Annotated in this window: 22 protein-coding genes and 4 pseudogenes; 12 read left to right on the forward strand and 14 right to left on the reverse strand. The window is 47.9% G+C overall.

All coding sequences use genetic code 11. The features are described 5' to 3' along the window. Positions 1-180 precede the first annotated feature (180 nt). Positions 181-858, reverse strand: a complete 678-nt coding sequence (locus FEK42_RS02705; RefSeq protein ID WP_138211731.1) for a hypothetical protein — start codon at positions 856-858, stop codon at positions 181-183. A gap of 365 nt (positions 859-1,223) precedes the next feature. On the opposite strand from FEK42_RS02705, the pseudogene FEK42_RS22935 reads away from it, so the two are divergent. Next, positions 1,224-1,307, forward strand: a pseudogene (locus FEK42_RS22935) (hypothetical protein); the annotation flags it as partial. 292 nt (positions 1,308-1,599) lie between these two features. Here FEK42_RS22935 and pliG read toward each other — a convergent pair. From pliG to yedE, 4 genes are all read right to left on the reverse strand, one after another. Further along, positions 1,600-2,001, reverse strand: a complete 402-nt coding sequence (pliG, locus tag FEK42_RS02715) for a g-type lysoyme inhibitor PliG (protein WP_135492733.1) — start codon at positions 1,999-2,001, stop codon at positions 1,600-1,602. Between the two features lie 197 nt (positions 2,002-2,198). Beyond that, on the reverse strand, positions 2,199-2,603 hold the full coding sequence (locus tag FEK42_RS02720; RefSeq protein WP_135492732.1) for a DUF1398 domain-containing protein: 405 nt from the start codon (positions 2,601-2,603) through the stop codon (positions 2,199-2,201). Positions 2,604-2,792: 189 nt separating this feature from the next. Next, complete coding sequence (gene yedF, locus FEK42_RS02725) at positions 2,793-3,026, reverse strand: sulfurtransferase-like selenium metabolism protein YedF (protein ID WP_000790504.1); 234 nt, start codon at positions 3,024-3,026, stop codon at positions 2,793-2,795. After that, positions 3,023-4,228: a selenium metabolism membrane protein YedE/FdhT gene (yedE, locus tag FEK42_RS02730; RefSeq protein ID WP_130208577.1), complete on the reverse strand. Its 1,206-nt coding sequence runs from the start codon at positions 4,226-4,228 to the stop codon at positions 3,023-3,025. The genes yedF and yedE overlap by 4 nt, the downstream gene beginning before the upstream one ends. A 185-nt stretch (positions 4,229-4,413) precedes the next feature. Here yedE and yedD point away from each other — a divergent pair, with 185 nt between their 5' ends. After that, positions 4,414-4,827 (forward strand): lipoprotein YedD, encoded by a 414-nt coding sequence (yedD, locus tag FEK42_RS02735; RefSeq protein ID WP_064529329.1) that lies wholly within the window; start codon positions 4,414-4,416, stop codon positions 4,825-4,827. Positions 4,828-4,947: 120 nt separating this feature from the next. On the opposite strand, the gene amyA is transcribed toward yedD, so the two are convergent. The 4 genes from amyA to fliD all read right to left on the reverse strand — a co-directional run bounded on the left by amyA (position 4,948) and on the right by fliD (position 8,745). Then, positions 4,948-6,435, reverse strand: a complete 1,488-nt coding sequence (gene amyA / locus FEK42_RS02740) for an alpha-amylase (protein ID WP_130259932.1) — start codon at positions 6,433-6,435, stop codon at positions 4,948-4,950. Positions 6,436-6,505: 70 nt separating this feature from the next. Next, positions 6,506-6,904 (reverse strand): flagella biosynthesis regulatory protein FliT, encoded by a 399-nt coding sequence (gene fliT, locus FEK42_RS02745; RefSeq protein WP_135492731.1) that lies wholly within the window; start codon positions 6,902-6,904, stop codon positions 6,506-6,508. Continuing rightward, positions 6,904-7,314, reverse strand: coding sequence for a flagellar export chaperone FliS (gene fliS / locus FEK42_RS02750; RefSeq protein ID WP_135492730.1), 411 nt, complete (start codon positions 7,312-7,314; stop codon positions 6,904-6,906). Before fliS ends, fliT begins: the two co-directional genes overlap by 1 nt. Before the next feature lie 15 nt (positions 7,315-7,329). Beyond that, entirely contained in the window at positions 7,330-8,745 is a 1,416-nt protein-coding gene (gene fliD, locus FEK42_RS02755) for a flagellar filament capping protein FliD (RefSeq protein ID WP_130208569.1), read from the reverse strand. 246 nt (positions 8,746-8,991) lie between these two features. On the opposite strand from fliD, the gene FEK42_RS02760 reads away from it, so the two are divergent. The 4 genes from FEK42_RS02760 (at position 8,992) to tcyJ (ending at position 12,824) form a co-directional block, all read left to right on the forward strand. Further along, positions 8,992-10,302, forward strand: coding sequence for a FliC/FljB family flagellin (locus tag FEK42_RS02760; RefSeq protein ID WP_130257637.1), 1,311 nt, complete (start codon positions 8,992-8,994; stop codon positions 10,300-10,302). A 317-nt stretch (positions 10,303-10,619) separates the two neighbouring features. Further along, positions 10,620-11,339, forward strand: coding sequence for an RNA polymerase sigma factor FliA (fliA, locus tag FEK42_RS02765; RefSeq protein WP_064529323.1), 720 nt, complete (start codon positions 10,620-10,622; stop codon positions 11,337-11,339). A gap of 45 nt (positions 11,340-11,384) precedes the next feature. Continuing rightward, complete coding sequence (gene fliZ / locus FEK42_RS02770; protein WP_130208735.1) at positions 11,385-11,936, forward strand: flagella biosynthesis regulatory protein FliZ; 552 nt, start codon at positions 11,385-11,387, stop codon at positions 11,934-11,936. 87 nt (positions 11,937-12,023) lie between these two features. After that, entirely contained in the window at positions 12,024-12,824 is an 801-nt protein-coding gene (gene tcyJ / locus FEK42_RS02775; protein WP_130208565.1) for a cystine ABC transporter substrate-binding protein, read from the forward strand. Between the two features lie 21 nt (positions 12,825-12,845). Here the strand turns inward: tcyJ and FEK42_RS02780 are convergent. The 3 genes and pseudogenes from FEK42_RS02780 to FEK42_RS22940 all read right to left on the reverse strand — a co-directional run. Continuing rightward, a pseudogene (locus FEK42_RS02780) lies at positions 12,846-13,088 on the reverse strand (integrase core domain-containing protein); the annotation flags it as partial. Between the two features lie 26 nt (positions 13,089-13,114). Beyond that, a complete protein-coding gene (locus FEK42_RS02785; RefSeq protein ID WP_138211732.1) occupies positions 13,115-17,086 on the reverse strand; it encodes an autotransporter outer membrane beta-barrel domain-containing protein in 3,972 nt (1,323 codons plus the stop codon). A gap of 441 nt (positions 17,087-17,527) precedes the next feature. Further along, positions 17,528-17,659 (reverse strand): annotated as a pseudogene (locus FEK42_RS22940) (integrase); the annotation flags it as partial. Between the two features lie 239 nt (positions 17,660-17,898). On the opposite strand from FEK42_RS22940, the gene dcyD reads away from it, so the two are divergent. The 4 genes from dcyD (at position 17,899) to sdiA (ending at position 21,269) form a co-directional block, all read left to right on the forward strand. Next, complete coding sequence (gene dcyD, locus FEK42_RS02795; protein WP_130208561.1) at positions 17,899-18,885, forward strand: D-cysteine desulfhydrase; 987 nt, start codon at positions 17,899-17,901, stop codon at positions 18,883-18,885. 14 nt (positions 18,886-18,899) lie between these two features. Continuing rightward, positions 18,900-19,568, forward strand: coding sequence for a cystine ABC transporter permease (gene tcyL / locus FEK42_RS02800; protein WP_130208559.1), 669 nt, complete (start codon positions 18,900-18,902; stop codon positions 19,566-19,568). Further along, positions 19,565-20,317: an L-cystine ABC transporter ATP-binding protein TcyN gene (gene tcyN / locus FEK42_RS02805; RefSeq protein WP_135492729.1), complete on the forward strand. Its 753-nt coding sequence runs from the start codon at positions 19,565-19,567 to the stop codon at positions 20,315-20,317. The genes tcyL and tcyN overlap by 4 nt, the downstream gene beginning before the upstream one ends. Positions 20,318-20,546: 229 nt before the next feature. Then, a complete protein-coding gene (gene sdiA, locus FEK42_RS02810; protein ID WP_130208555.1) occupies positions 20,547-21,269 on the forward strand; it encodes a transcriptional regulator SdiA in 723 nt (240 codons plus the stop codon). A gap of 66 nt (positions 21,270-21,335) precedes the next feature. On the opposite strand, the gene yecF is transcribed toward sdiA, so the two are convergent. Both yecF and FEK42_RS22945 read right to left on the reverse strand, forming a co-directional pair. After that, a complete protein-coding gene (gene yecF, locus FEK42_RS02815) occupies positions 21,336-21,560 on the reverse strand; it encodes a DUF2594 family protein YecF (protein WP_000106474.1) in 225 nt (74 codons plus the stop codon). Continuing rightward, positions 21,557-21,664: pseudogene (locus FEK42_RS22945) on the reverse strand (hypothetical protein); the annotation flags it as partial. The pseudogene FEK42_RS22945 and the gene yecF, both read right to left, overlap by 4 nt. Positions 21,665-22,019: 355 nt before the next feature. Here FEK42_RS22945 and uvrY point away from each other — a divergent pair. Together uvrY and uvrC are read left to right on the forward strand one after the other, a co-directional pair. Then, positions 22,020-22,676 (forward strand): UvrY/SirA/GacA family response regulator transcription factor, encoded by a 657-nt coding sequence (gene uvrY, locus FEK42_RS02820; RefSeq protein WP_064529316.1) that lies wholly within the window; start codon positions 22,020-22,022, stop codon positions 22,674-22,676. Then, positions 22,673-24,505: an excinuclease ABC subunit UvrC gene (uvrC, locus tag FEK42_RS02825; protein WP_135492728.1), complete on the forward strand. Its 1,833-nt coding sequence runs from the start codon at positions 22,673-22,675 to the stop codon at positions 24,503-24,505. Before uvrY ends, uvrC begins: the two co-directional genes overlap by 4 nt. Positions 24,506-24,514: the final 9 nt, after the last annotated feature.

A 24,514-nucleotide genomic window follows, 5' to 3' on the forward strand; every position in this document is an offset into this window, starting at 1 on the left:
GCTCATTCCGTGACGAACTCCCGTATAAACAGCCAACAACCATTTATTTTTAAACTTCATACAAATAGCGAATAAAAATGAAAACCACCCGCTAAACGGGTGGTTTTGCTTACGTGAAATTTGACAATTTCAGTGAATGTTTACTCTGCAATAATGCAAATGACAGTGGGCAAAAAAGCTCTAACGACCGAGGGATTCACCGTAGAATGCAACCGCCTGAGCGTTAAGTAAGTGAGTTATAATCTGTCCGAATCCAAAATTCTCCAGCCAATAATAAAGGTTATTTTCTTTATCAAAAGTGTAAATACAACAATCATCGTGGGTCGTTGTATTTACTTTCCATCCACCATGACCCACGTTGCCCCATTCCTGGTAAAGCCCTGCGTTAACTTCTCGATTGATAATATGGGTTTCATCAATACAATAAGCGCCACTATCGACATCAAGCGGTGCCGGAAATTCTCCGCCCATGCTTTCAATCCACGGTGAAATGTCTTTAACTGAATTATAAATTTCATCGCTGTATTTAAAAAAACGTTTCACGATAAAAATATAAATGCCAGCAGATTTATTCGTTATTTTATCAGTGGCGAAAATAACAAAAATTTTCCCAATGCACGTTTCATCTACGTCAGGAAAGGTCACTGTGCCATCTTGACTAATAGCCAGGATATCATCATCTGCATTAGTGCTACAGCTCCATTTTACCTTGTCATTATTTGCAGGGTCATTATCAATGACCATCTTGAAGGTAGCGCCAGGGAACAAGCTGTTAGGAAAGCAGTAACCACTCTCCATGTCATTTTTAATATCGTAGATATGGTCATCAACTAAAACACCTGTAATTTTGCTCATCATTAAATCCTTGTTGTTAATTAAATAAATGGTTTTATTCCTGTGCAACGGAATATGTGGATGTTAATGCAATGAATGAATGGTTGTTATTATTTGGGTGTTATATAGTGGTATAAAAATGATTATGTGATATCTCTGAGTACTGGAACCAGGCTTGTATGATTCGTTTTTGAGAATTGCTTATGTCAAGCGGTGCTGTTCATTATCCCCATTGTCAGACTTTTCTGCTTTGATCTAATAAAAATCATCACTGGATTATCTGTTTTCTCTGCAGTTATATAATTAATTAGACACTATGAGGTATTATTGAATTTCATCTTAAATTAATTATCCATAATCAACCAGCCATCATATCACCGGAGCATTAACATCTCACGGTTGGCGTCGGCATTGCACAAACCAGGACGCTGACTAAACTCGCCAATCATGCGGCAAAACAGCGTTTGAAAGCGTGAAGGCAAAGTTCGTAAGTTAGCGATGGGCTAGATAGTAAAAAGAAACGCGGCTGTCGGATTGGAGCCGCGGGACAAGGTCAAATATTTCCATGATTTGTTGAATTTCCAAGTTTTTTGGAAGCAGATGTATTTTACTAACAACTAAAAAAGGTTGAAACTATAAAACTAATCGTATTTTTAGGTAGTTATTACCGACATATCCTCACGGCATTCAGACGATTAAAGTAGCACTGACAATCATCCTCAGATACTGGAAAGTAATGACGGGGATAGCCCCGTCGCTCTCTGTTTACTTAATCTGTATGTTGACGCTATATTTTTTAGCCTTGTTTTTACGAGCGTCATTACGGGTTTGAAGTACTCTTAGCTCATATTTACCGGAAGCGGGAAGGATGTACTGACCATTGTCATCAAGTTCGGGAGAGTATCTGGAGAGATCAACCGAATTGCTGATTCCTGGCCCGAAGAGGACAATATCAGCACCCTCATTGGAGATGCTGACGTGTACTTTCTGGTCTTTTTTGGCATAGAAATTATATGTGTCGTAATCGTATCCCTTTATCTCTCCTGAGAACTGTGCACTATTATGATCCTTCCTGAACTCAACATTAACCTCCTTGCCAGCAGCAGATGCCATTGAGGTTAGCAGTGCAAAAAGAAAAATGGCTTGACCTATCCAATTGATTTTCATGTGTGTTTTCCTCAGCCATGGTAAAACTGTTCGTTGATATAATATAACAATTTTTGGCAGGCATTTTCCATGAGCCTCCCGCAGGAGGCTCATGGACCGGGAGTGGCGTCAGGGAAGAGTAAATCAAGCCAGAGATAATCTGACAGATACCTGTATAAATAACGGATAACTGTCAGATCTGAGATGAGCTAATACATCTAAATTAAGGGCTTATTGTTTTCAACATCTTCAATATATAAAAGTGTATTATCGATAGAATAGTAACGCCGCTTATTATCACCAGCGTCAGTAACCCACCGGAAAACGCCAGCCTTTGCAAGCGTTATACAATATTCCCGAAATGTTGACTGTCTTGAAATGTGAGTCCGGGCTGCTTTTTTGACTTGCTCAGGATCCTTGATGGCACTGACTTTTAATAGACTCCTGCTCCCTCTGATTAACAAAACATTGTCATCGTGCGTGACGATCCTGATGTTATCTGTGGCAAGATAGTAAATATAATGTGCAATACGATGACGTTTTAACTCAGCATAAAACCAGGAAAAGTTTAGCTCCGTTCTCACTTGCTCAAACATCTTTTGAAAATTAGCAACCTGATCCATCAGGGAAATAATCTCTCGTCAGTTGTGAGGGAGAGTAGTTTGCATGATCGGTGTTATTCCTTCAATCTGGTCCGAACACTTAATGCTGTGTCTGTGTGAATCAATAATAGTCCAACTACGGTACGGAAAATAGACAACGGAGTATTCGTCGCAAGTGACTCCCGCTGCCTGAAACAGCGGAAGAAAAGATTACTTCTGAATTAAATAACGAATGGTCGGCCCGTCTTGCTGAATATCCAGTACCGTATAGCCGTGATTACGCGCATCCAGCGGAATATTGTTAATCGACTGTGGACAATCGCTGACCACTTCGAGGATCTCGCCTTTTTTTAACTGCGGCATCGCCTCAAGGGTTGCAACCGCCGGGTAAGGGCAGGGCTCGCCCACCATATCAAGACGGTAATCAGGAACGATATTTTTCATGCGATCTCCTTAGCTGTCTGCGGCGCCGCACGGCGGAAGAAGCGTTTTTCCCAACCGATAATCAACATCAGCGCAGCGAACAATAGTAAATATGTCACCAGCAGGCCGCCCATTGGACCAAAGGTTTTTAGCAGGTTGATTTTGTCCCAGTCGGTTGCCAGTGCCGGGGCGAAATCATCCCAGTAATACGCCAAAATCGTGGAGCCAATAACGTTGCCCAGACCGACCCACCAGTAATGCACTTGGCCTTCCACCGCGCGGTACATCCATCCCGTTTCGCAGCCGCCCGCCAGCACAATACCAAAACCAAACAGTAATCCACCAATTACCGCGTTCGGACCCGCCCACATGATTTTAGGTTCTACGCCTAACTGTACATAACTGAAAATCCCGATGGCACTTACCGCCATACCGAAAATGATCGCTTTCGCCATGTGGGTTCGTCCGGTGATCCACATGTCGCGGAACGCCGAAGTAAAGCAGATTTGTGCACGTTCTATCAGTAAGCCAAAGCCGACACCAAACAGCATCGCCAGCCCCAGCTTTGGTTGGTTCATCGCCGTCAGCAGCGCCCAGCCCAGCATGCCGAAAAAGACCAGCATCCCGAGACGAAAACGGCGCCGCGCCTGATCTGGTTTCTGCGTCAGCGGTGAGGCCGCAGAGACTTTCTGCATTTTCACGGGGATACGAAAGACAGGCAGCAGGGTAAAGCGCGCGCCAAACCATGAGCCGATGGCGGTGGCGATGGCAAAGAACCAGGCGTGCAGCGAGAACTGAGGAATGCCGGTAAAGAACGCCGCCAGGTTACAGCCCATCGCCAGACGCGCACCAAAACCAGCAATAATCCCGCCAATAATGGCCTGCATAATGCGGATACGGCTACGCGGCATGCGTAGTTTGACGTTGTTGGCCCATAATGCCGCGGCAAAACAGCCGCCGAACATACCGAGAATCATCATCCCGTCAATGCGGGTTAATGGCGATCCTTCCAGATGGATAATTTTAAAATAGCCCCACTCTTCAGCATGGACGCCAAACAGTTGCAGGAGCTGACCGCCCCAGCGGGTAAATTCACCCGTAACTGCCCAAAAGGTGCCGGTAATGCCAAAATAGTAAGTGGAGAGAATGCCCGCCGCGATGACCGCAGGGATTGGCGCCCAGAATTTAATCAACCAGGCTTGTTTGAATTGCTGCCATGACATGTATGTAGCCTCTGAACTCAGAAGGTTTAAACAAGAGTCGCGAATCATACATCAGGAGAATTTATTTGCGCGGCAATAATTCACAAAAATAATAGTTAGATCAAATTTCTCTTTGGGCCTGGAAAGGGTGGCAGCGTCAGGGCTTTAATGCCACAATCCACTTTTCTTCTCATGCAGGACGAATGATGAAAAAACTCGCAATTGCAGGCGCACTCATGTTGCTGGCAGGCTGTGCCGAAGTCGAAAACTATAATAATGTTGTAAAAACCCCTGCGCCAGACTGGTTGGCAGGGTACTGGCAGACCAAAGGGCCGCAACGTGCGCTGGTCAGCCCGGAAGCGATTGGTAGCCTGATTGTCACTAAAGAGGGTGATACCCTGGATTGCCGTCAATGGCAGCGAGTGATTGCGTTACCGGGTAAGCTGACGCTGATGTCTGATTCTCTCACTAACGTTACTGTGAAACGTGAGCTGTACGAGATTGAGCGTGACGGTAACACTATTGAGTATGATGGCATGACGATGGAACGTGTGGCGCGTCCGACGGCAGAGTGTGCCGCCGCGCTGGAAAAAGCGCCGTTACCGACGCCGCTGCCGTAATGAAACTCCCCTGGCTCTGGGGGATTTTCATGTCAAAAAAAGTGCCCGATACGCAAGCTTATCGGGCCTGAAACTGTAACGGCGCCGCAATAACGATGCGTGTATTGTCAGCGATCGGTTTTAAATCACCTCTTCGATAACCCAAACGCTGACGCTGCCGCCGTTGCAAAAGAATGTCGCTTCGCCATTTTCATCGGTAACTATGCTCTCTTGTCGATTACCGAGAAAATCGCGCCAGGTTTTATTGCCGTAGTTCTCACCCAGTTTAATCGTCTTTTCGCCATCGTCACCGTTCGACATAACCACAACGCAGCCAGGATATTCATCGGTGCCACTGCGACTAAAGGCAATACAGTTCGGATGATCGAAAAATAGCGTCTGTACACCGTGGGCAAAACGCTGGCGGGCGAGGATTAGCTCATCAAGTTGTTCGATTATTGGCATATCGATTGGATAGGTCTGTCCGTCACCGCCGACATCTTCGTAATGAGCCCCGTACAGATCAGGATAAAACACCGAAGGCACGCCATTTTCCCGTAGCAATATAAGGGCATAAGCCAGCGGCTTAAACCACGGCTCCACTGGGGCTTCAAGGGCTTGTAACGGCTGGGTGTCGTGGTTGGCGACCAGCGTCACAGCGTGGAAAGGATCGACTTCAACCAATGTGCCGCTAAAAATCTCAGTCATATCATAATCACGCCCCATACGAGACGCTTCGTGGAATTTCATCTGCAGCGGTGCATCAAACAGCATGGTTTTACCTTCCACCTGATCAATATACGTTTGCAGTTTCTCGACCTCGCGCGACCAGTATTCCGCCACAATAAAGAGTGGTTTCGGCGCAACTTCTTGCACATGCTCGATCCACTCTTTATAGAACCACGCCGGAATATGTTTTACCGCGTCGAGACGAAAACCATCGCACTGAGTTTGTTCCATTACCCAGCGCGCCCAGTATTTGAGCTCTTCGGTGACGGCATGGTTACGAAAATCGATATTTTCGCCCATCAGATAATCGAAATTGCCTAATTCATCATCAACCTGATCATTCCAGCCTTCGCCAGTGTAATCGTTGACGATTTTAAAGATGCCATCTTCATGCGGGTTTTCGATATGGTCGATACCGCTAAAACATTTGAAGTCCCATATAAATTGTGAATATTTTCCGGCGCGTGCAGGGAAGGTGTAACGGGTCCAGCCTTCGCATTCGATAATTTCATCATCAATTTGCGTGCGACACTCTTCGTTAACTCGCTGAACGCGAATTGCTTCTTTTTCGTCGGCACCCATTTTGTGGTTCACCACCACATCCAGCAGTACGGCGATGTCGTTGCGTTTAAGCGCGTCGATGGCCGCCAGCAATTGCGCTTTATCACCATATTTCGTCGCGACAGTGCCTTTTTGATCAAACTCGCCTAAATCAAATAAATCATAGGAGTCGTAGCCGACAGAATATCCGCCCGATGCGCCTTTATAGGCAGGTGGCAGCCAGACCATATTGATACCAATATCATTTAAACCGTCGGCGCGCTCGGCAAGCTCGGGCCAGAGCTTGCCGCCTTCAGGGTAATACCAGTGAAAGCATTGCAACAGCGTGGGATTACGCATTCTTCGACTCCACATGAGGGGAACATTAGAAGCGTAGCCGTAATCAGGTTATTCGCGAGTAATCCAACTTTTATGCTTTGCCAAAATGCAGATGGGGAGAAAAATTGACGATATTCTCCTGCGGCGCCAGTACGTAGCCGCCCTGGTCGCCGTAAGCACTTAATACGGATTTTTGCATCGATGACTGACCAACCAGCTTCGCCAGCTCATCCATTCGCCCCTGCAATAACTGCTTAATGTTGCTTTCGTTGTCCAGGACGAGGCGTAGCATCGGTTTGAGTTGTTCCTGCATCATTGCAGAGGGTTCCATCTCTTCCGTCAGGTGCGCGATTTGTTGCACCGCATTCACATAATCCATTTCGCTGGCGATGAGTTCATCCCATCGTCCTTCTGTCGCCAGGCGTAACATGAGCTGGCTTTTTTCGACAAGTTGCTGCCAGGCAAAATACAAGTGCGGTGCATGGTTCATCAGACAGGGTCCTGAATCAAAGAAGGGGAGAGTAAAGTCTCTTTCCAGGCATCGGCAATATTGCGCATCAACGTTTCCACTTCTTCTACTGCGGAGACATCGTTACGCAAATTCGCTTGCAGCAAACGCCTGACCATATAGCTATAGAGCGCAATTAAATTCTGGGTTAATTCATCCTGGCTTTCTTCTTCGAGGCTCACCTTCAGCCCATTCTCAATGATGTTGATAGCTTTCGATAAAGAAACGCCTTTACCTTCCAGGTTGTTGGCCTGCATAAACAGGCGTGCTCTTACCAGCGCACTCAACACGCCGTCAAATAGCATGGTAACCAGTTGCTGTGGACTGGCGCTCATCACGGCGCTCTCAACGCCAATTTGTGCATAGGCCTGCGAGCCTTTTGCGCTGTACATAGTCTCTCCTGAAGATTATTTCGAGCTGCTATTTGAGGTGTCGAATTGCTGTGTCAGATAGCTACTGGTGGAGTTAAGCGAGTTCATTAACACATCCAGTTGGGTGAACTGGGCTTTGTAGCGCGCCATTAATGTATCGATACGTTCACTGGCAGCGTTGTACTGATCCGTCAAATTGTTCAGTGTTTTGCTTACGCCATCTTTTGCAGCCTGGATTATCCCGGTGGAGGAGAGCCAACTGGTCAGGTTGCTGCTAATGCTGGTGGTTACGCCAGTGCTTTTACCGTCACCAATAAACATTTCACCTACGCCAGTGGCATCTTTCTTTAGGGCCGTTTGCAGCTTGTCGGTCGCTATTTCCAGCTTACCGGTACTGGCGTCGGTGGTGATACCGATCTGTGCCAATGTTTTATAGGCTGAACTGCTATGCGTATTGGCAAGCAGCGTTTTTAACTGGGTCTGGATGGTACGCAGCGTGGAGTCACCGAGTAACGCGCCGTTGCTGGAGTCCTGACTTTCTGCCCCGGCATCGACTGCGGTGTATTTTGTTAAGCTGCTGAACGTATCCTGTAACGTGTTATAGGCATCCACCCACGCTTTAACCGCATTTTCAGCTTTGGAGGTGTCTTTGCTGATGGTGAGGGTCTGATTACCAGTGGTGACGTCATTCAGGTTGAGAGTGATATCTTCCAGCGCGTCACTGATAGTGTTGCTGCTGTTTTCAATCTCAACGTTATTAACCGTAAGTTTGGCGTTCTGCGCGGTGACGCTTTCAATCATGCCATTACTGCTATCACCCGACGTTCCGTTGTAACCCATAAAACTTTGCAGGGCGCTGTCGCCGCTGACGCTCAGTTTCATGGCGTTATCGCTACCGGTATCATTGGCGGTGATAGACAAACGATACTCGCCGTTACCCACATTGATGATACTGGCGCTGACGCCGGCTTTGGCGTTGTTAATTGCATCGCGGATACCAGAGAGTGACGAGTTAGCCGCGCTGATATCAATCGTGACGGGATCTTTTCCACCGCCTTGCTGGATGGTCAGTACGCTATCGCTGGTGGCGATGGCGGCTTTGTTGTCTTTTTGGCTGTTTTGGGTCGTGAGCGTCTGTGCCTGTGCCAGTTGGCTGACACTAATGGTGTATTTTCCGGCAATTGCGCTGCCCGTGGTGGTGGCGCTAAAAGCCGAGGAACTGCTGGTGGTTGAGGTAGCGGTAAATAAGTCGGCTTTATTCAGTGCCGTGTTGGCGGTCTGAAAACTCTCCAGCGCGCTTTTCAGCGTCCCGTAGGCGCTCAGTTTCGCGGTGTACGAGCTTTGCTGTTTTGATATCGGCGTCAGGGTAGATTTTTCTGCCGCCTCAAGACTGTCGAGGATGCTGCTTAAGTCCAGCCCCGACCCAACCCCGAGCGTTGAAATACTAGCCATATATATTCCTTAATCATGCGACATGTAGAACGAATACCGGGGTTATCGGCGCAAGCGGGGCAAAGTTTACGATTTATTTTTGGGCTTAATGACACGAACAGCAACGAGGAAGGGGAGTATTTCGACGGCTAGAAAAAAATTCTAAAGGTTGTGAGTGACCAGACGATAACAGGGTTGACGGCGACGAAGCCGAAGGGTGGAAGCCCAATACTTAAACCGTAGAGCTAAAAAACAGGAATAAAAATTATGGCACAAGTCATTAACACCAACAGCCTCTCGCTGATCACTCAGAACAACATCAACAAAAACCAGTCTGCGCTGTCGACTTCTATCGAACGCCTCTCTTCTGGTCTGCGTATCAACAGTGCGAAAGACGACGCCGCTGGTCAGGCGATTGCTAACCGTTTCACCTCTAACATTAAAGGGCTGACTCAGGCCGCGCGTAACGCCAATGACGGTATTTCTCTGGCGCAGACCGCAGAAGGCGCACTGTCTGAAATCAACAACAACTTGCAGCGTGTGCGTGAGTTGACCGTTCAGGCGACGACTGGGACTAACTCTGATTCTGACCTGTCTTCTATTCAGGACGAAATCAAATCCCGTCTGGATGAAATTGACCGTGTTTCCGGTCAGACCCAGTTCAACGGCGTGAATGTGCTGGCGAAAGACGGTTCGATGAAGATTCAGGTTGGCGCGAATGATGGGCAGACCATCTCTATCGATTTGCAGAAAATTGATTCTTCAACATTAGGGTTGAATGGTTTCTCCGTTTCGGGTCAGTCGCTGAATGTTAGCAGTTCCATTACTCAAATTACGGGTGATGCAGGAACGGAACCCGTTGGTGTTGATTTCACTGCTGTTGCGAAAGATCTGACTACTGCGACAGGTAAAACAGTCGATGTTTCTAGCCTGACGTTACACAATACACTGGATGCGAAAGGGGCTGCCACTGCACAGTTCGTCGTTCAATCCGGCAGTGATTTCTACTCCGCGTCGATTGATCATTCAAACGGTAAAGTCACGTTGAATAAAGCCGATGTCGAATACAAAGACACCGATAATGGACTAACGACAGCGGCTACTCAGAAAGATCAACTGATTAAAGTTGCCGCTGACTCTAAAGGTGCGGCTGCGGGTTATGTAACATTCCAGGGCAAAAACTACGCTACAACGGTTTCAACGGCGCTTGATGATGACACTGCAGCAACAGCCACAGGGAACAAGGTTGAAGTTGAATTATCTACAGCAACTCCGACTGCACAGTTCTCAGGGGCTTCTTCTGCTGATCCACTGGCACTTTTAGACAAAGCGATTGCATCAGTCGACAAATTCCGCTCCTCCCTCGGTGCCGTACAAAACCGTCTGGATTCTGCGGTCACTAACCTGAACAACACCACCACCAACCTGTCTGAAGCGCAGTCCCGTATTCAGGACGCCGACTATGCGACCGAAGTGTCCAACATGTCGAAAGCGCAGATCATCCAGCAGGCGGGTAACTCCGTGCTGTCTAAAGCTAACCAGGTGCCGCAGCAAGTTCTGTCTCTGCTGCAGGGTTAATCGCCAAAACCTGACTAACCGATAATGACAGCAAACGCCAAATTGCCTGATGCGCGGCGCTTATCAGGCCTACAAGATGAATCGCAATTAATTAAATTTGCATATTCGTCTGGGCTGGATAAGGCATTTACACCGCATTCGGCAAGATGAAGCGAACGTTGTCAGATCTCTTAACCCCGCCTCCGGCGGGGTTATTTTGCTCATTATTTATCGATCACTCTAAATAACCGCTTATTTCACCCATTAATCGTCCGATTAAAAAACCTGCAGAAACGGATAATTATGCCGATTACTTATATAACGCAGGGTTGTTTATCGTGAAATCACTCTATACCGCTGAAGGTGTAATGGATAAATACTCGCTGTGGCAGCGTTATATCCCGCTGGTGCGTCACGAAGCATTGCGCCTGCAGGTCCGACTGCCCGCGAGTGTAGAACTTGATGATCTCCTACAGGCGGGCGGCATTGGATTACTTAATGCCGTTGAACGTTATGACGCCCTGCAAGGAACGGCATTTACAACTTACGCAGTGCAGCGAATCCGTGGCGCTATGCTGGATGAACTTCGCAGCCGTGACTGGGTGCCACGAAGCGTGCGACGCAATGCGCGTGAAGTGGCGCAGGCAATGGGGCAACTGGAACAGGAACTTGGCCGTAACGCCACAGAAACTGAAGTGGCAGAACGTTTAGGGATCGAAATCGCCGATTATCGACAAATGTTGCTTGATACTAATAATAGCCAACTCTTTTCCTACGATGAGTGGCGTGAAGAGCACGGCGATAGTATTGAACTGGTAAGTGACGATCATCAGCGCGAAAACCCGTTACAAAAATTACTGGAAAGTAATTTGCGTCAACGGGTAATGGAAGCCATCGAAATGTTGCCGGAGCGTGAACAGTTAGTATTAACGCTCTATTACCAGGAAGAGCTTAATCTCAAAGAGATTGGCGCGGTGCTGGAAGTTGGTGAATCGCGGGTCAGTCAGTTACACAGTCAGGCCATTAAACGGTTACGCACCAAACTGGGTAAGTTATAACTTAAGTAAATGCCGCACATTAATTTTGAATACCAGGAGTTCTTAATAATGATGCAGCACCAGAAAAGGCGGCCATTGAGTCGCTATCTTAAAGACTTTAAACACAGTCAAACCCATTGCGCATTTTGCCGTAAACTACTTGATCGCATTACGCTGGTTCGCGACGGTAAAATAGTGAATAAAATCGAGATTTCCCGTCTCGATACACTGCTTGATGAAAATGGTTGGCAGGAAGAACAAAAATCATGGTCCGCGTTGTGTCGTTTCTGCGGCGATTTACACTGCAAAACGCAGAGTGATTTTTTTGATATTATCGGCTTCAAGCAGTTTCTCTTTGACCATACTGAAATGAGCCCCGGTACTGTGCGCGAGTATGTGGTACGTCTGCGTCGTTTGGGTAATTATTTAAGCGAGCAAGATATTTCCACCGACCTGTTGCAGGATGGTTTTCTTGATGAAAACCTTGCGCCTTGGCTACCCACCACAAGCACCAATAATTACCGCATCGCATTACGTAAGTATCAGTGTTACCAGACGCAAACCCGCGGTGATCTTGCGCAGAATTCCCCCTGCATGTCAGCTTCTGATATATATTAAATAAGAATAAGATGTAGCAGAGTTGTTTTTGTGTTTACAAACAATGGCTCTACACTGCAAACCAACAAAACAACATTCGGGGTGAATATGAAACTAGCACATCTGGGACATCAGGCGTTGATGGGCGTTATGGCCGTGGCGCTGGTTGCGGGTATGAGCGTGAAAAGTTTTGCCAACGAAGGCCTGCTCAATAAAGTAAAAGAGCGTGGCACGTTGCTGGTGGGACTGGAAGGGACTTACCCGCCGTTTAGCTTTCAGGGCGATGACGGCAAGTTGACTGGTTTTGAAGTGGAATTTGCCCAACAACTGGCAAAACATCTGGGCGTTGATGCCGCATTAAAACCGACCAAATGGGACGGGATGCTGGCGTCACTGGATTCTAAACGCATCGATGTGGTGATTAACCAGGTCACCATTTCTGATGAACGCAAGAAAAAATACGATTTTTCTACCCCATACACCATTTCCGGTATTCAGGCGCTGGTGAAAAAAGGTAATGAAGGCACAATAAAAACCGCAGACGACCTGAAAGGTAAAAAAGTTGGTGTTGGTTTAGGCACCAACTATGAAGAGTGGCTGCGTCAGAATGTTCAGGGTGTTGATGTGCGCACCTATGATGACGACCCGACCAAGTACCAGGATCTGCGCGTAGGCCGTATTGATGCCATCCTGGTTGACCGTCTGGCGGCGCTGGATTTGGTGAAGAAAACCAATGATACGCTGGCAGTAACTGGCGAAGCCTTCTCCCGCCAGGAGTCAGGTGTCGCGCTGCGTAAAGGTAACGAAGACTTGCTGAAAGCAGTTAACGATGCCATTGCAGAAATGCAAAAAGATGGAACCTTGCAAGCACTTTCCGAAAAATGGTTTGGTGCTGATGTGAGCAAATAATCAACGTATTGACTGGTCCTGCTATAAGTTGACAGATTTCTGTCTGTAAAACGCCTGATGAACTTCATCGGGCGTTTTGTCTTTCAGTGCCAGGTGTGGCCGCTCATGGTTATAAATTGCCACGGATTTTTTACTATTATCCGGACCTGCAGGACGCGAGTTTTTCAGGATCTCGTTTATTCGTTCAGCCAGCGCATTCTGGTCGCAGTCATAACCAACGGTCATTGAGCAGGTTATCCCGTTTCTCTCATGCACTGACTGATAAAGCGCTGGCTACTCCACTACCCGCTTCAGAATGTATACTTCGCCCCCAGCATGGCAGAGGCGTCACTGTATCCCTCGTCACCGATCTGTACACCCACATTGCCCCACAGGTTCAGATGGTCATTAATCTGTCCCTCAACACCGGTTTTTACTTCTCCGATATTGCTGGCGCCGTCCTGATGTACCGTCACACCGTTCATGCGGGTGCCAAAATCACGGGTGTTGTGCAGCCAGTTCACCTCAACGAACGGACGGAACTCATGGGATTTGCCGTCATTCATTCTGTTGTGTTCCTTAATCCAGGTTTTCACGCCAAGAAGGGTATGGACGTTACCGTCACCAGTGCTTTCAACACGGGTACCATTGCGTTCGCGGTGCTCATCAGCTTTTACACCCATCCAGATAACCTGAGCCTGAGGCTGGACATACCATTCGTTCAGACTGCCATGGCTACCGGTAAACTCACCGGTTTTCCAGACATAACCGGTTTCCAGTGAGGCTGTCAGACCTTTTGATTTCCAGGATTCCCCCGGTAGTCCGTCACCTTTCACATCGTTATCGAACCAACTGTACTGTGCCCAGCTATCCAGATAAGCCCCGCTATGTGTCTCATCATTAGCATACCAGGTGGCATACAGACCTGTGTTGTATCCTTTCACACTGCCTTTTGAACTGTATCCGGTACGTACAGAATCTGTATTGTTATGGTCATTACCGTAACCAGCCATAACCCCCAGATGCCAGCGGTCAGATCTGTTCCGGCTCCACTGGGCCAGGTCACCGCCCATCTGCAGGACGTAACGGTTACCCTGTGTTTTCAGTTGACCTGTACCGTCACGCCAGCGGTTGTGTCCCCCTTCATGGTGCATCCACATGCTGGTTTCTTTCTGCTCACCGGTAATCACATCGGTGTAATGCATTGGCCCCAGGCGTTCATGAAGACGGGTCACGAACAGAGTGTTTGCGGCAGCAATGTTCGCCGTGTAGGAGCCAGCTTCCGGGCGCAGGTCGTTGTCATGACCACCCGGAGCAGGTTCAGGGGCAGGGGGTTGCATTGCTTTCAGAGCGCGCAGCAGGAACGGAGTGTTTTTACCACTGGTCAGATACCAGTTATCACGGTTGCTTCCCTGACCACGTCCCAGCGTGTAGTCATAAGCCCCGGCGGCAATACGCCCGGCCTGAATAAATGCAGCACTGTCAGCATTTCCGTCGACATGAATCAACTCAATACCGTTCAGTGTCTGTGCTCCGGTACCACCTGCATTTATAACAACCACTCGGGTCTGACTGGAAGCATTGCCTTTAATAACCAGTTTATCTGTTGCGGAGCTGTCATTCCCCAGAGCGGTGTTCATGAGCAGTAAGCCATTATTACCGGTATAGTTACCTCCGATCGTCAGTACATTACCCGGAGCATCGGCTCTCAGGTCAAGAGTACCGCTGTTGGTTACGTTCCCGGCGACACCACCAGAGCCGGAGAGTGTCCCCTGCTGAGCGATGGTGACCTGGCTGTTGGCAAGCATGACAGGTGCATCAGCTTTGCCCAGAATCAGTGTGCCGGCAGTGTTAACCGAGCCTGCTCCCAGTCCGTCAGTATTAAGCACTTTCACCATTGCCTTTTCTGCGATAGTGGTGGTGGCATTCAGGGCGCGGCTGGCACCAGTAATATCGAACACGCCACCGCTGATGTTCAGGGAGCCAGAGCCGATGAGGGTACCTGCAGACAGGCCTCCACCTGTGAGGGTCAGATTACCGCCATTAATGTTCAGTATGGAACCTGCTGCGCTGTTCAGTTTGCCTGCGGTCTGGCTGTGACCGTTCATATCCAGCATGGTGTCGTCTGCCAGGCGAATCTCGCTGGTCTGCCCCAGAGCACTGTTGCTGTTCATGCGAACATTGCCGCCGCGGATGTCTGTTACACCCGTGTAAGTGTTTTTGGAAGACAGAATCAGTGTTCCTTCGCCGGCTTTGGTCAGCGTTTTTCCATCCCAGCCATGAGATAACTGAGCCGCATTGTTATCTGCAAGTCGTACCTTCAGCTCTAACACCGCGCCATATCTCAGGTCAAACGTGCCATATCCATTTCCTGAAGGGTCATTCCACTTCAGAGAAGAACTCACCTCTTTTACTGTCTGCCCGTTACCACTAAGTGATGTTAAAACATAGTCTTCAGCACCATCACTCAGTAGATTATTATGCTGATAAATATTATTTTCAGAGAGCCCTGTTATGCCGTCGGAGGTCGTCAACAAGCCGTACTCATTTTGCTTCCATATTGTCATGGCAGTATCAACATTAAGCACTGCACCGTTATTGAACTGAATACTTTTGGCAGTTAAATGACTGGAACCTGTGCTCATATTCAGCGATGAATCTGTGTCAAATACCGAACTTCCGCGAAAGGTGACATCAGCTCCTGAAACGGAAACATGTGTACCTGTACCCGCACTCAGATTGCCTTTTATCTCAGAGCTGGCGGAGTCTTTATTTGTAATGGACAGAGAATTACCATCAGCACTATTTTCAACATTATTCAAAACAATATCACCTTGAATGACAGAACCAGCGAAGAGATTCAACGAGTTAGTTCCACCATTCAGAGATATTGCGGTATCACAATCTTGCCCTCTGTTACCCGGTATCCCTCCGTAGAAGTCAATGTTGCCTCTACCGTCCTCTCCTCCACTACCAGGCAAAATCCTACCATGATTATTTATCGTAATATCACTCCCGGATATAGCAGTACCACCATTACCTCCGTTGCCACCATTACCTCCGGCACCAGTTTTATTATTATCAAGGGAACGCCCTCCATCGCCACCATTACCACCAGTACCGCCATTTCCACCAATAATATTTCCATAATTATTTATTTCCATATTATTTCCAGATATGGCAATTCCCCCGGTGCCACCAATACCACCAGTACCACCAGAACCAAGGGGCGCTGAGTCAATGTGATCATATTCATCTGTACCACCTCTACCACCTTCACCACCAGTGCCCCCCTGTCCGCCAGTTATATCTCCCGTATTATTTATCTTAATATTATTACCATATATAGCAGACCCTCCAATACCACCACTACCACCGGTACTCCCATTAATATTCGGAACGGTAGAAAATTCGAGACTACCTTCACCACCGCGAGCACCATCCCCCCCCTGGCCACCTGTAATGTGATTATTATTTGTTATCTCCATATTATTTCCGGATATGGCCGTGCCTCCATTCCCTCCTGTGCCGGCAGAAGACCCCCATACCGCCCACTCGGCACCACTACTACCTTGCCCGGCAGTGATGTTTCCGTTATTGCTTATTTGAAGATTATTGCCAGATATGGCAGTCCCACCAACAGCAGGAGTCCCCGTTAAACCACCGCTCTTATCGCCATAACCACTGGCTCCAGGCATTCCGCCATCGCCACCCGTAATGCTTCCGTTGTTCGTAATGGTAAGATCATCTCCGGAAATAGCGGTACCTGCTTCACCTCCATCGCCTCCACCATTACCATAACCTCCCCAACCCCCCTTACCACCGGAAATATCACCAGAATTAACAAGAGTAAAATTATTTCCAGTAATGGCTGTACCGCCCTGGCCTCCTGCAGATCCCATCTTAGTAACATCATCATCACCAGCCCATCCGCCTTCACCGCCACTAATGCTAGTACCGCTGTTAATTGTCAGGATATTTTCATCCTGTAACGAACCGGGTACAACATTAACAATGAGAGCATCTTCACCGGCTTCTCCATCATCACTACCTGGCATGCGATGCGCGCCATCAGCACCAATGATATTTTCAGATATTTCCGCAGGGTTTCCTTCAGAAAGAGTGACTTCCATTTTGGCTCCCAAAGCAGGCTGAATGGTCAGAGTGGCAGATATAAGACTGCAAAGTAATGTAGTCTTCATTCCCTCTTGCGTTACGCCGAATGTTTTTCTGTTGTTTATATATACATTAAACCTTTCTTTTTTATTAATTTTGATTTTCACAAAAGCTCCAATTTTTTTGTTTAAGAATGGTGGATTAAATGTTTTGACTGTGTAAATGTCATTGGGAAATAATATGTATTATCTAATCATCATACAAATGATCGATGCGAGCATTATTGCAAATAAACAGAAAAAATCCATCTCAAGCAATCAGGTTGATTTTTTTTGACGAGTAATTTGAAATTGTAATGTTTTCTGGATGTTAGTTTGTTTATTGGTCGGCGTAATTTTAGATAGTGAGTGTTTCTCTGCTTTTTTATAAGAAAAGTGCCTGAAAATACCGTCATGGAATATAATATTTTTATCCTAAAAACAGACCTGGATATAAATAATAATTAATACAGAGATAATGATTACCATATTAATGAACGGGTATGGATAACCAGGCTTGATCAACCTAAGATGCCAGGAGAAGTTATCCCCATAACCAGGGGACATCAGATTTTCTGCTTTATGTACATAAGCAGCCTTTACACCGTTACGTTCCTGATGACCCATCGGACATTCAACAGCATCACGGGACCACAAATCTGATTCTATTAACACACTACCTGCTATCGCCCGGAATCCATGAGTACTACAGTTGCCATATGCTCAACGAAAGACCGAGAAAACTCCAGAGTACGAATCACCCGCAGATCGGTTCAACCACTGTGTTGCATCCCTCGGTTCAACTCACAGTCGGGAACGTGTCAACGCTATTCTGGACGGGCATAATGACAAAAAAGGGCGCTTTAATCGGCGCATTTTTTATTTATACGTTTCCAGCGTGCATAATAACAAGATCACAACAACACACATCGGAGGCTTTTATGCCACTGCATAATTTAACTCGTTTTCCACGGCTGGAGTTTATCGGCGCACCGACACCGCTCGAATATCTGCCACGTTTTTCTGATTATCTCGGGCGGGACATTTTCATCAAACGGGATGACGTCACCCCGTTGGCAATGGGCGGAAATAAGTTACGCAAACTGGAATTTCTCGCAGCAGACGCCTTGCGCGAAGGTGCTGACACACTGATTACCGCCGGAGCGATTCAGTCTAACCATGTGCGCCAGACTGCCGCAGTGGCCGCAAAACTTGGTCTGCATTGCGTGGCGCTGCTGGAAAATCCCATTGGTACTACCGCAGAAAACTATTTAACCAACGGCAACCGTTTGTTGCTGGATCTGTTCAATACTCAGATTGAAATGTGCGATGCGCTGACCGATCCTGATGCCCAACTGGAAGAGTTAGCGACTCGCGTCGAAGCGCAAGGCTTTCGCCCATACGTCATTCCGGTTGGCGGCTCCAATGCTTTAGGGGCGTTGGGCTATGTGGAGAGTGCGCTGGAAATCGCCCAGCAGTGTGAAGGGGCGGTTAACATATCTTCAGTGGTGGTGGCATCAGGCAGTGCCGGAACTCACGCCGGGCTTGCAGTAGGGCTGGAACAACTGATGCCTGAAACAGAACTGATTGGCGTGACCGTTTCGCGTTCCGTTGCTGACCAGTTGCCGAAGGTGGTTAGCCTACAACAGGCGATCGCGAAAGAACTGGAGCTGACTGCATCAGCGGAAATTTTACTCTGGGATGACTATTTTGCACCTGGCTACGGCGTGCCGAATGACGAAGGCATGGAGGCGGTGAAACTGCTGGCGCGTCTGGAAGGCATTCTGCTTGATCCCGTGTATACCGGAAAAGCGATGGCGGGGCTGATTGATGGTATAAGTCAGAAACGCTTCAAAGATGAAGGGCCGATTCTGTTTATTCATACCGGCGGCGCACCTGCACTGTTCGCCTATCACCCCCACGTTTAGCTCCGGAAACGCTCATGCAAGAAAGCATACAACTGGTTATTGATTCGCTGCCATTCCTGTTGAAAGGGGCAGGGTATACGCTGCAACTCAGCATCGGCGGCATGTTTTTTGGCTTACTGCTGGGATTTATTCTCGCGCTGATGCGCCTGTCGCCCGTCTGGCCTGTGCGCTGGCTGGCGCGTTTTTATATCTCCATCTTCCGTGGTACGCCACTCATCGCACAGCTGTTTATGATCTACTACGGTTTACCGCAGTTTGGTATTGAATTAGACCCGATTCCGTCAGCGATGATTGGCCTGTCACTGAACACCGCCGCCTATGCAGCCGAAACGCTGCGGGCAGCGATTTCGTCTATAGATAAAGGTCAGTGGGAAGCAGCTGCCAGTATCGGCATGACGCCGTGGCAAACTATGCGTCGTGCTATTTTGCCACAGGCCGCGCGGGTAGCACTGCCGCCGTTGTCGAACAGTTTTATCAGCCTGGTAAAAGATACTTCTCTGGCTGCGACGATTCAGGTGCCAGAGCTGTTCCGTCAGGCGCAGTTGATTACTTCGCGCACACTGGAAGTTTTCACCATGTATCTGGCGGCTTCGCTCATCTACTGGATTATGGCGACGGTGTTATCGACGTTGCAGAACCATTTTGAGAGTCAACTTAATCGCCAGGAGAGGGATCCAAAATGAGTGCCATTGACGTTAAAAACCTGGTGAAAAAATTCCACGGTCAGACGGTGCTGCATGGCATAGATCTGGAGGTTAAAACCGGCGAAGTGGTGGCGATTATAGGTCCAAGCGGCTCCGGGAAAACCACGTTGCTACGCAGCATAAATTTGCTGGAACAACCAGAAGCGGGGACGATTACCGTCGGGGATATCACCATTGATACCGCGCGTTCGTTAAGTCAGCAAAAATCCCTGATTCGTCAGTTGCGCCAGCACGTTGGTTTTGTTTTCCAGAACTTTAATTTGTTTCCGCATCGTACGGTGCTGGAAAACATTATTGAAGGGCCGGTGATTGTCAAAGGTGAACCTAAAGAGGACGCCACGGCGCGCGCACGTGAGTTGTTGGCGAAAGTTGGCCTTGCAGGCAAAGAAGCCAGCTATCCACGTCGTTTATCTGGCGGTCAACAGCAGCGTGTGGCGATTGCCCGGGCGCTGGCGATGCGTCCCGAGGTGATTTTGTTTGATGAGCCAACGTCGGCCCTGGACCCAGAGCTGGTGGGCGAAGTCCTGAATACTATCCGCCAGCTGGCACAGGAAAAGCGCACAATGGTGATTGTGACACACGAAATGAGCTTTGCCCGTGACGTTGCTGACCGCGCGATCTTTATGGACCAGGGGCGGATAGTAGAGCAGGGCTCGGCGAAAGCGTTATTTGCTAATCCACAGCAGCCCCGTACCCGCCAGTTTCTCGAGAAGTTTCTACTGCAATAATAAGAAAAAATCAGCCCCGGTGAGTTAGTGACCGGGGCGAACCACTCTCCTGAAGACTCAATAAACGGTTAATAAATCAGCATAACTCATTAATAACATAAGAGAATGCGATGTCTTGCAAAAGTAATTCATTATCTGAATAATATAAATTATATATAAATCTTATTTATGTGATAGCTTGAGTTTTCAGTATAAATGATACTCACTCTCAGGGGCATTGCGGTTTACTATGCAGGATACGGATTTTTTTAGCTGGCGTCGCACAATGCTGTCGCGCTTTCAGAGGATGGAGGCCGCAGAAGAGGTCTACCATGAAATAGAGCTTCAGGCTCAGCAGCTCGAGTACGATTACTATTCGTTATGTGTTCGCCACCCGGTGCCATTCACGCGACCCAAAGTGGCTTTCTACACCAATTACCCTGAGTCGTGGGTTAGTTATTATCAGGCAAAAAACTTTCTCGCTATTGATCCCGTGCTCAACCCTGAAAACTTCAGTCAGGGCCATTTATTGTGGAATGATGACTTATTCAGTGAAGCCCAGCCATTATGGGAGGCTGCGCGTGCACATGGTTTACGCAGGGGAGTTACTCAGTATTTAATGCTACCGAACCGGGCGTTGGGATTTTTGTCATTTTCTCGTAGCAGTACGCGCGAAATACCTGTTCTTAGTGATGAGCTGCAATTAAAAATGCAGTTACTGGTGCGCGAAAGTCTGATGGCGCTGATGCGTTTAAATGATCAAATAGTGATGACGCCGGAGATGAATTTCAGTAAGCGGGAAAAGGAAATTTTGAAATGGACCGCGGAAGGTAAGACATCGGCAGAGATTGCGATGATCTTGTCAATCTCCGAGAACACGGTTAATTTTCATCAGAAAAACATGCAGAAAAAAATCAACGCGCCAAATAAGACCCAGGTTGCCTGTTACGCTGCCGCAACTGGCTTAATATGACCTCTATTACATTCTGCGTGCCAGGTGTAAAACCGGCTGAAAGGTGTGCTTTCAGCCGGTTTTATATTACTGACGGTAGGCCTGTTTAATTTGCTTAACCGTTTTGGAAAATACCGCAGCCTGGGTTTCGTCTTCGATCAGCGCAAGCTGTTTTTCCATCTTTAACATCACGCGGCCCGCGTCAGCTTGTCCCATCGCCTGCAGCATCAGCGTCAGCATCGCTTTCAGGCAGGAGACTTCATTTGCCAGTTCTTGATTATTCTCGGCAGTAGAAAAATCAGGCGTACTCATTTATTTTCCTCGTCATGTTGCAATGAAAATTTGCAGTAAAAAATGTTAAGGCGGCGGAGTATACCATAAGCTTTGCTAAAAATAGCAGTGGTTGTTTTTTGGTCGCTGAATCATCATTGGTATTAAATTAGTTAATATAGTGGTTAATAAATATTTATATCATGAATGTTTTTTGTGCGCATTTATTGAGTTAATTAATGTTACATATTCATGCTGATGATTTTTCATTTGTGCTGAATGAAGTCAATTTTTGTCACATTTCAGTCTAACAGATAGGTTACAACGCCCCGGAAGCTTTTTGGTGACGGACGTGATCATAACTGTGGACAATCGAATTATCAAAAATGAGAGAAAAATCGAATACCCACCATTTTTAACGTTTCAAAGTTGCAATAAAACCCGCTAATATACGGATGACTAACTATCAGTAGCGTTATCCCTATTTCTGGAGATATTCCTTTGATCAACGTTCTACTTGTTGATGACCACGAACTGGTGCGCGCAGGGATACGACGCATTCTGGAAGATATAAAGGGTATTAAAGTCGTTGGTGAGGCTTCCTGTGGTGAAGATGCCGTTAAGTGGTGCCGGGCAAATTCCGTCGACGTGGTGCTAATGGACATGAGCATGCCTGGCATTGGCGGCCTTGAGGCGACGCGTAAAATCGCCCGTTCAACCGCAGATGTCAAAATCATCATGCTTACGGTTCACACCGAAAACCCTTTACCAGCAAAAGTCATGCAGGCTGGCGCTGCGGGCTATCTAAGCAAAGGTGCGGCCCCGCAGGAGGTGGTGAGCGCGATTCGTTCTGTCTATTCTGGGCAGCGTTATATTGCTTCTGACATTGCGCAACAAATGGCGTTAAGCCAGATCGAACCAGAAAAAACAGAAAGCCCATTTGCCAGTTTGTCTGAACGCGAATTGCAGATTATGCTGATGATTACCAAAGGCCAGAAGGTCAATGAGATTTCAGAACAGCTTAATCTCAGCCCGAAAACGGTGAACAGCTATCGCTACCGTATGTTCAGTAAATTAAACATTCATGGCGATGTTGAGCTGACTCACCTGGCTATTCGCCATGGTTTGTGTAATGCGGAGACGTTAACAAGTCAGTGAGTATTCAGTTTGACGCAAAAGCGTTTTTAAAAACCGTCACCAGCCAGCCGGGCGTTTATCGCATGTATGATGCTGGTGGTACGGTTATTTATGTCGGTAAAGCGAAAGACCTGAAAAAACGGCTTTCCAGCTATTTCCGTAGCAATCTCGCTTCGCGCAAAACGGAAGCGTTGGTCGCCCAGATCCAGCAAATCGATGTCACGGTGACTCATACTGAAACCGAAGCATTATTGCTGGAACACAACTACATCAAACTCTATCAGCCGCGTTACAACGTTTTGTTACGCGATGATAAATCTTACCCCTTTATCTTCCTCAGTGGCGATACACATCCACGTCTGGCGATGCATCGCGGTGCGAAGCACGCCAAGGGAGAGTATTTCGGCCCGTTCCCGAATGGTTATGCGGTGCGTGAAACTCTGGCGTTGTTGCAAAAGATTTTCCCCATTCGCCAGTGCGAAAATAGCGTTTATCGCAATCGCTCGCGTCCATGCCTGCAATACCAGATAGGGCGCTGTCTTGGGCCGTGCGTGGCCGGGTTGGTTAGCGAAGAAGAGTATGCCCAGCAGGTTGAATATGTGCGCCTGTTTTTATCGGGTAAAGACGATCAGGTGCTTAAGCAACTGATTAGCCGCATGGAAACAGCCAGCCAGAATCTGGAGTTTGAAGAAGCGGCACGTATTCGCGACCAAATTCAGGCGGTGCGACGCGTCACCGAAAAACAATTTGTCTCTAATACGGGCGACGACCTTGATGTTATTGGCGTGGCGTTCGATGCTGGTATGGCATGTGTCCATGTTTTGTTTATTCGTCAGGGCAAAGTGCTCGGTAGCCGTAGCTATTTTCCGAAGGTGCCGGGCGGTACGGAACTGGGCGAAGTCGTGGAAACCTTTGTTGGTCAGTTCTATTTACAGGGCAGCCAGATGCGCACTCTCCCGGGTGAGATCCTGCTCGATTTTAATCTTAGCGATAAAACGCTGCTCGCCGATTCATTATCAGAACTGGCGGGGCGCAAGATAAACATTCAGACCAAACCGCGAGGCGATAGGGCGCGTTACCTGAAACTTGCGCGGACGAATGCAGCAACAGCGTTAACCACCAAACTTTCGCAGCAATCAACCGTTCATCAGCGACTGACAGCGCTTGCCAGCGTGTTGAAATTGCCGGAAGTGAAACGGATGGAATGTTTCGATATCAGCCATACGATGGGCGAACAAACCGTTGCCTCGTGCGTGGTGTTTGATGCTAATGGCCCACTGCGTGCGGAGTATCGGCGCTATAACATCAATGGCATTACGCCGGGCGATGATTATGCGGCGATGAATCAGGTGTTGCGTCGGCGTTATGGTAAAGCCATCGATGACAGTAAGATTCCGGACGTGATCCTGATTGATGGTGGCAAAGGACAACTTGCGCAGGCGAAAAATGTCTTCGCCGAGCTGGACGTCCCCTGGGATAAAAACCATCCGTTGTTACTTGGCGTTGCCAAAGGGGCCGACCGTAAGGCTGGGCTGGAAACATTGTTCTTCGAGCCTGAAGGAGAGGGCTTTAGCTTACCGCCAGATTCGCCTGCGTTGCACGTCATCCAGCATATTCGCGATGAATCACACGATCATGCGATTGGCGGACATCGCAAAAAACGGGCGAAGGTCAAAAATACCAGCACCCTGGAGACCATTGAAGGCGTCGGGCCAAAACGTCGGCAAATGTTGTTGAAATATATGGGCGGTTTGCAAGGTTTACGTAACGCCAGCGTCGAAGAAATTGCAAAAGTGCCGGGTATTTCGCAAGGTCTGGCAGAAAAGATCTTCTGGTCGTTGAAACATTGATGTCTCTGT

This window comes from Escherichia sp. E2748, assembly GCF_005781125.1.
Taxonomy (GTDB): domain Bacteria; phylum Pseudomonadota; class Gammaproteobacteria; order Enterobacterales; family Enterobacteriaceae; genus Escherichia.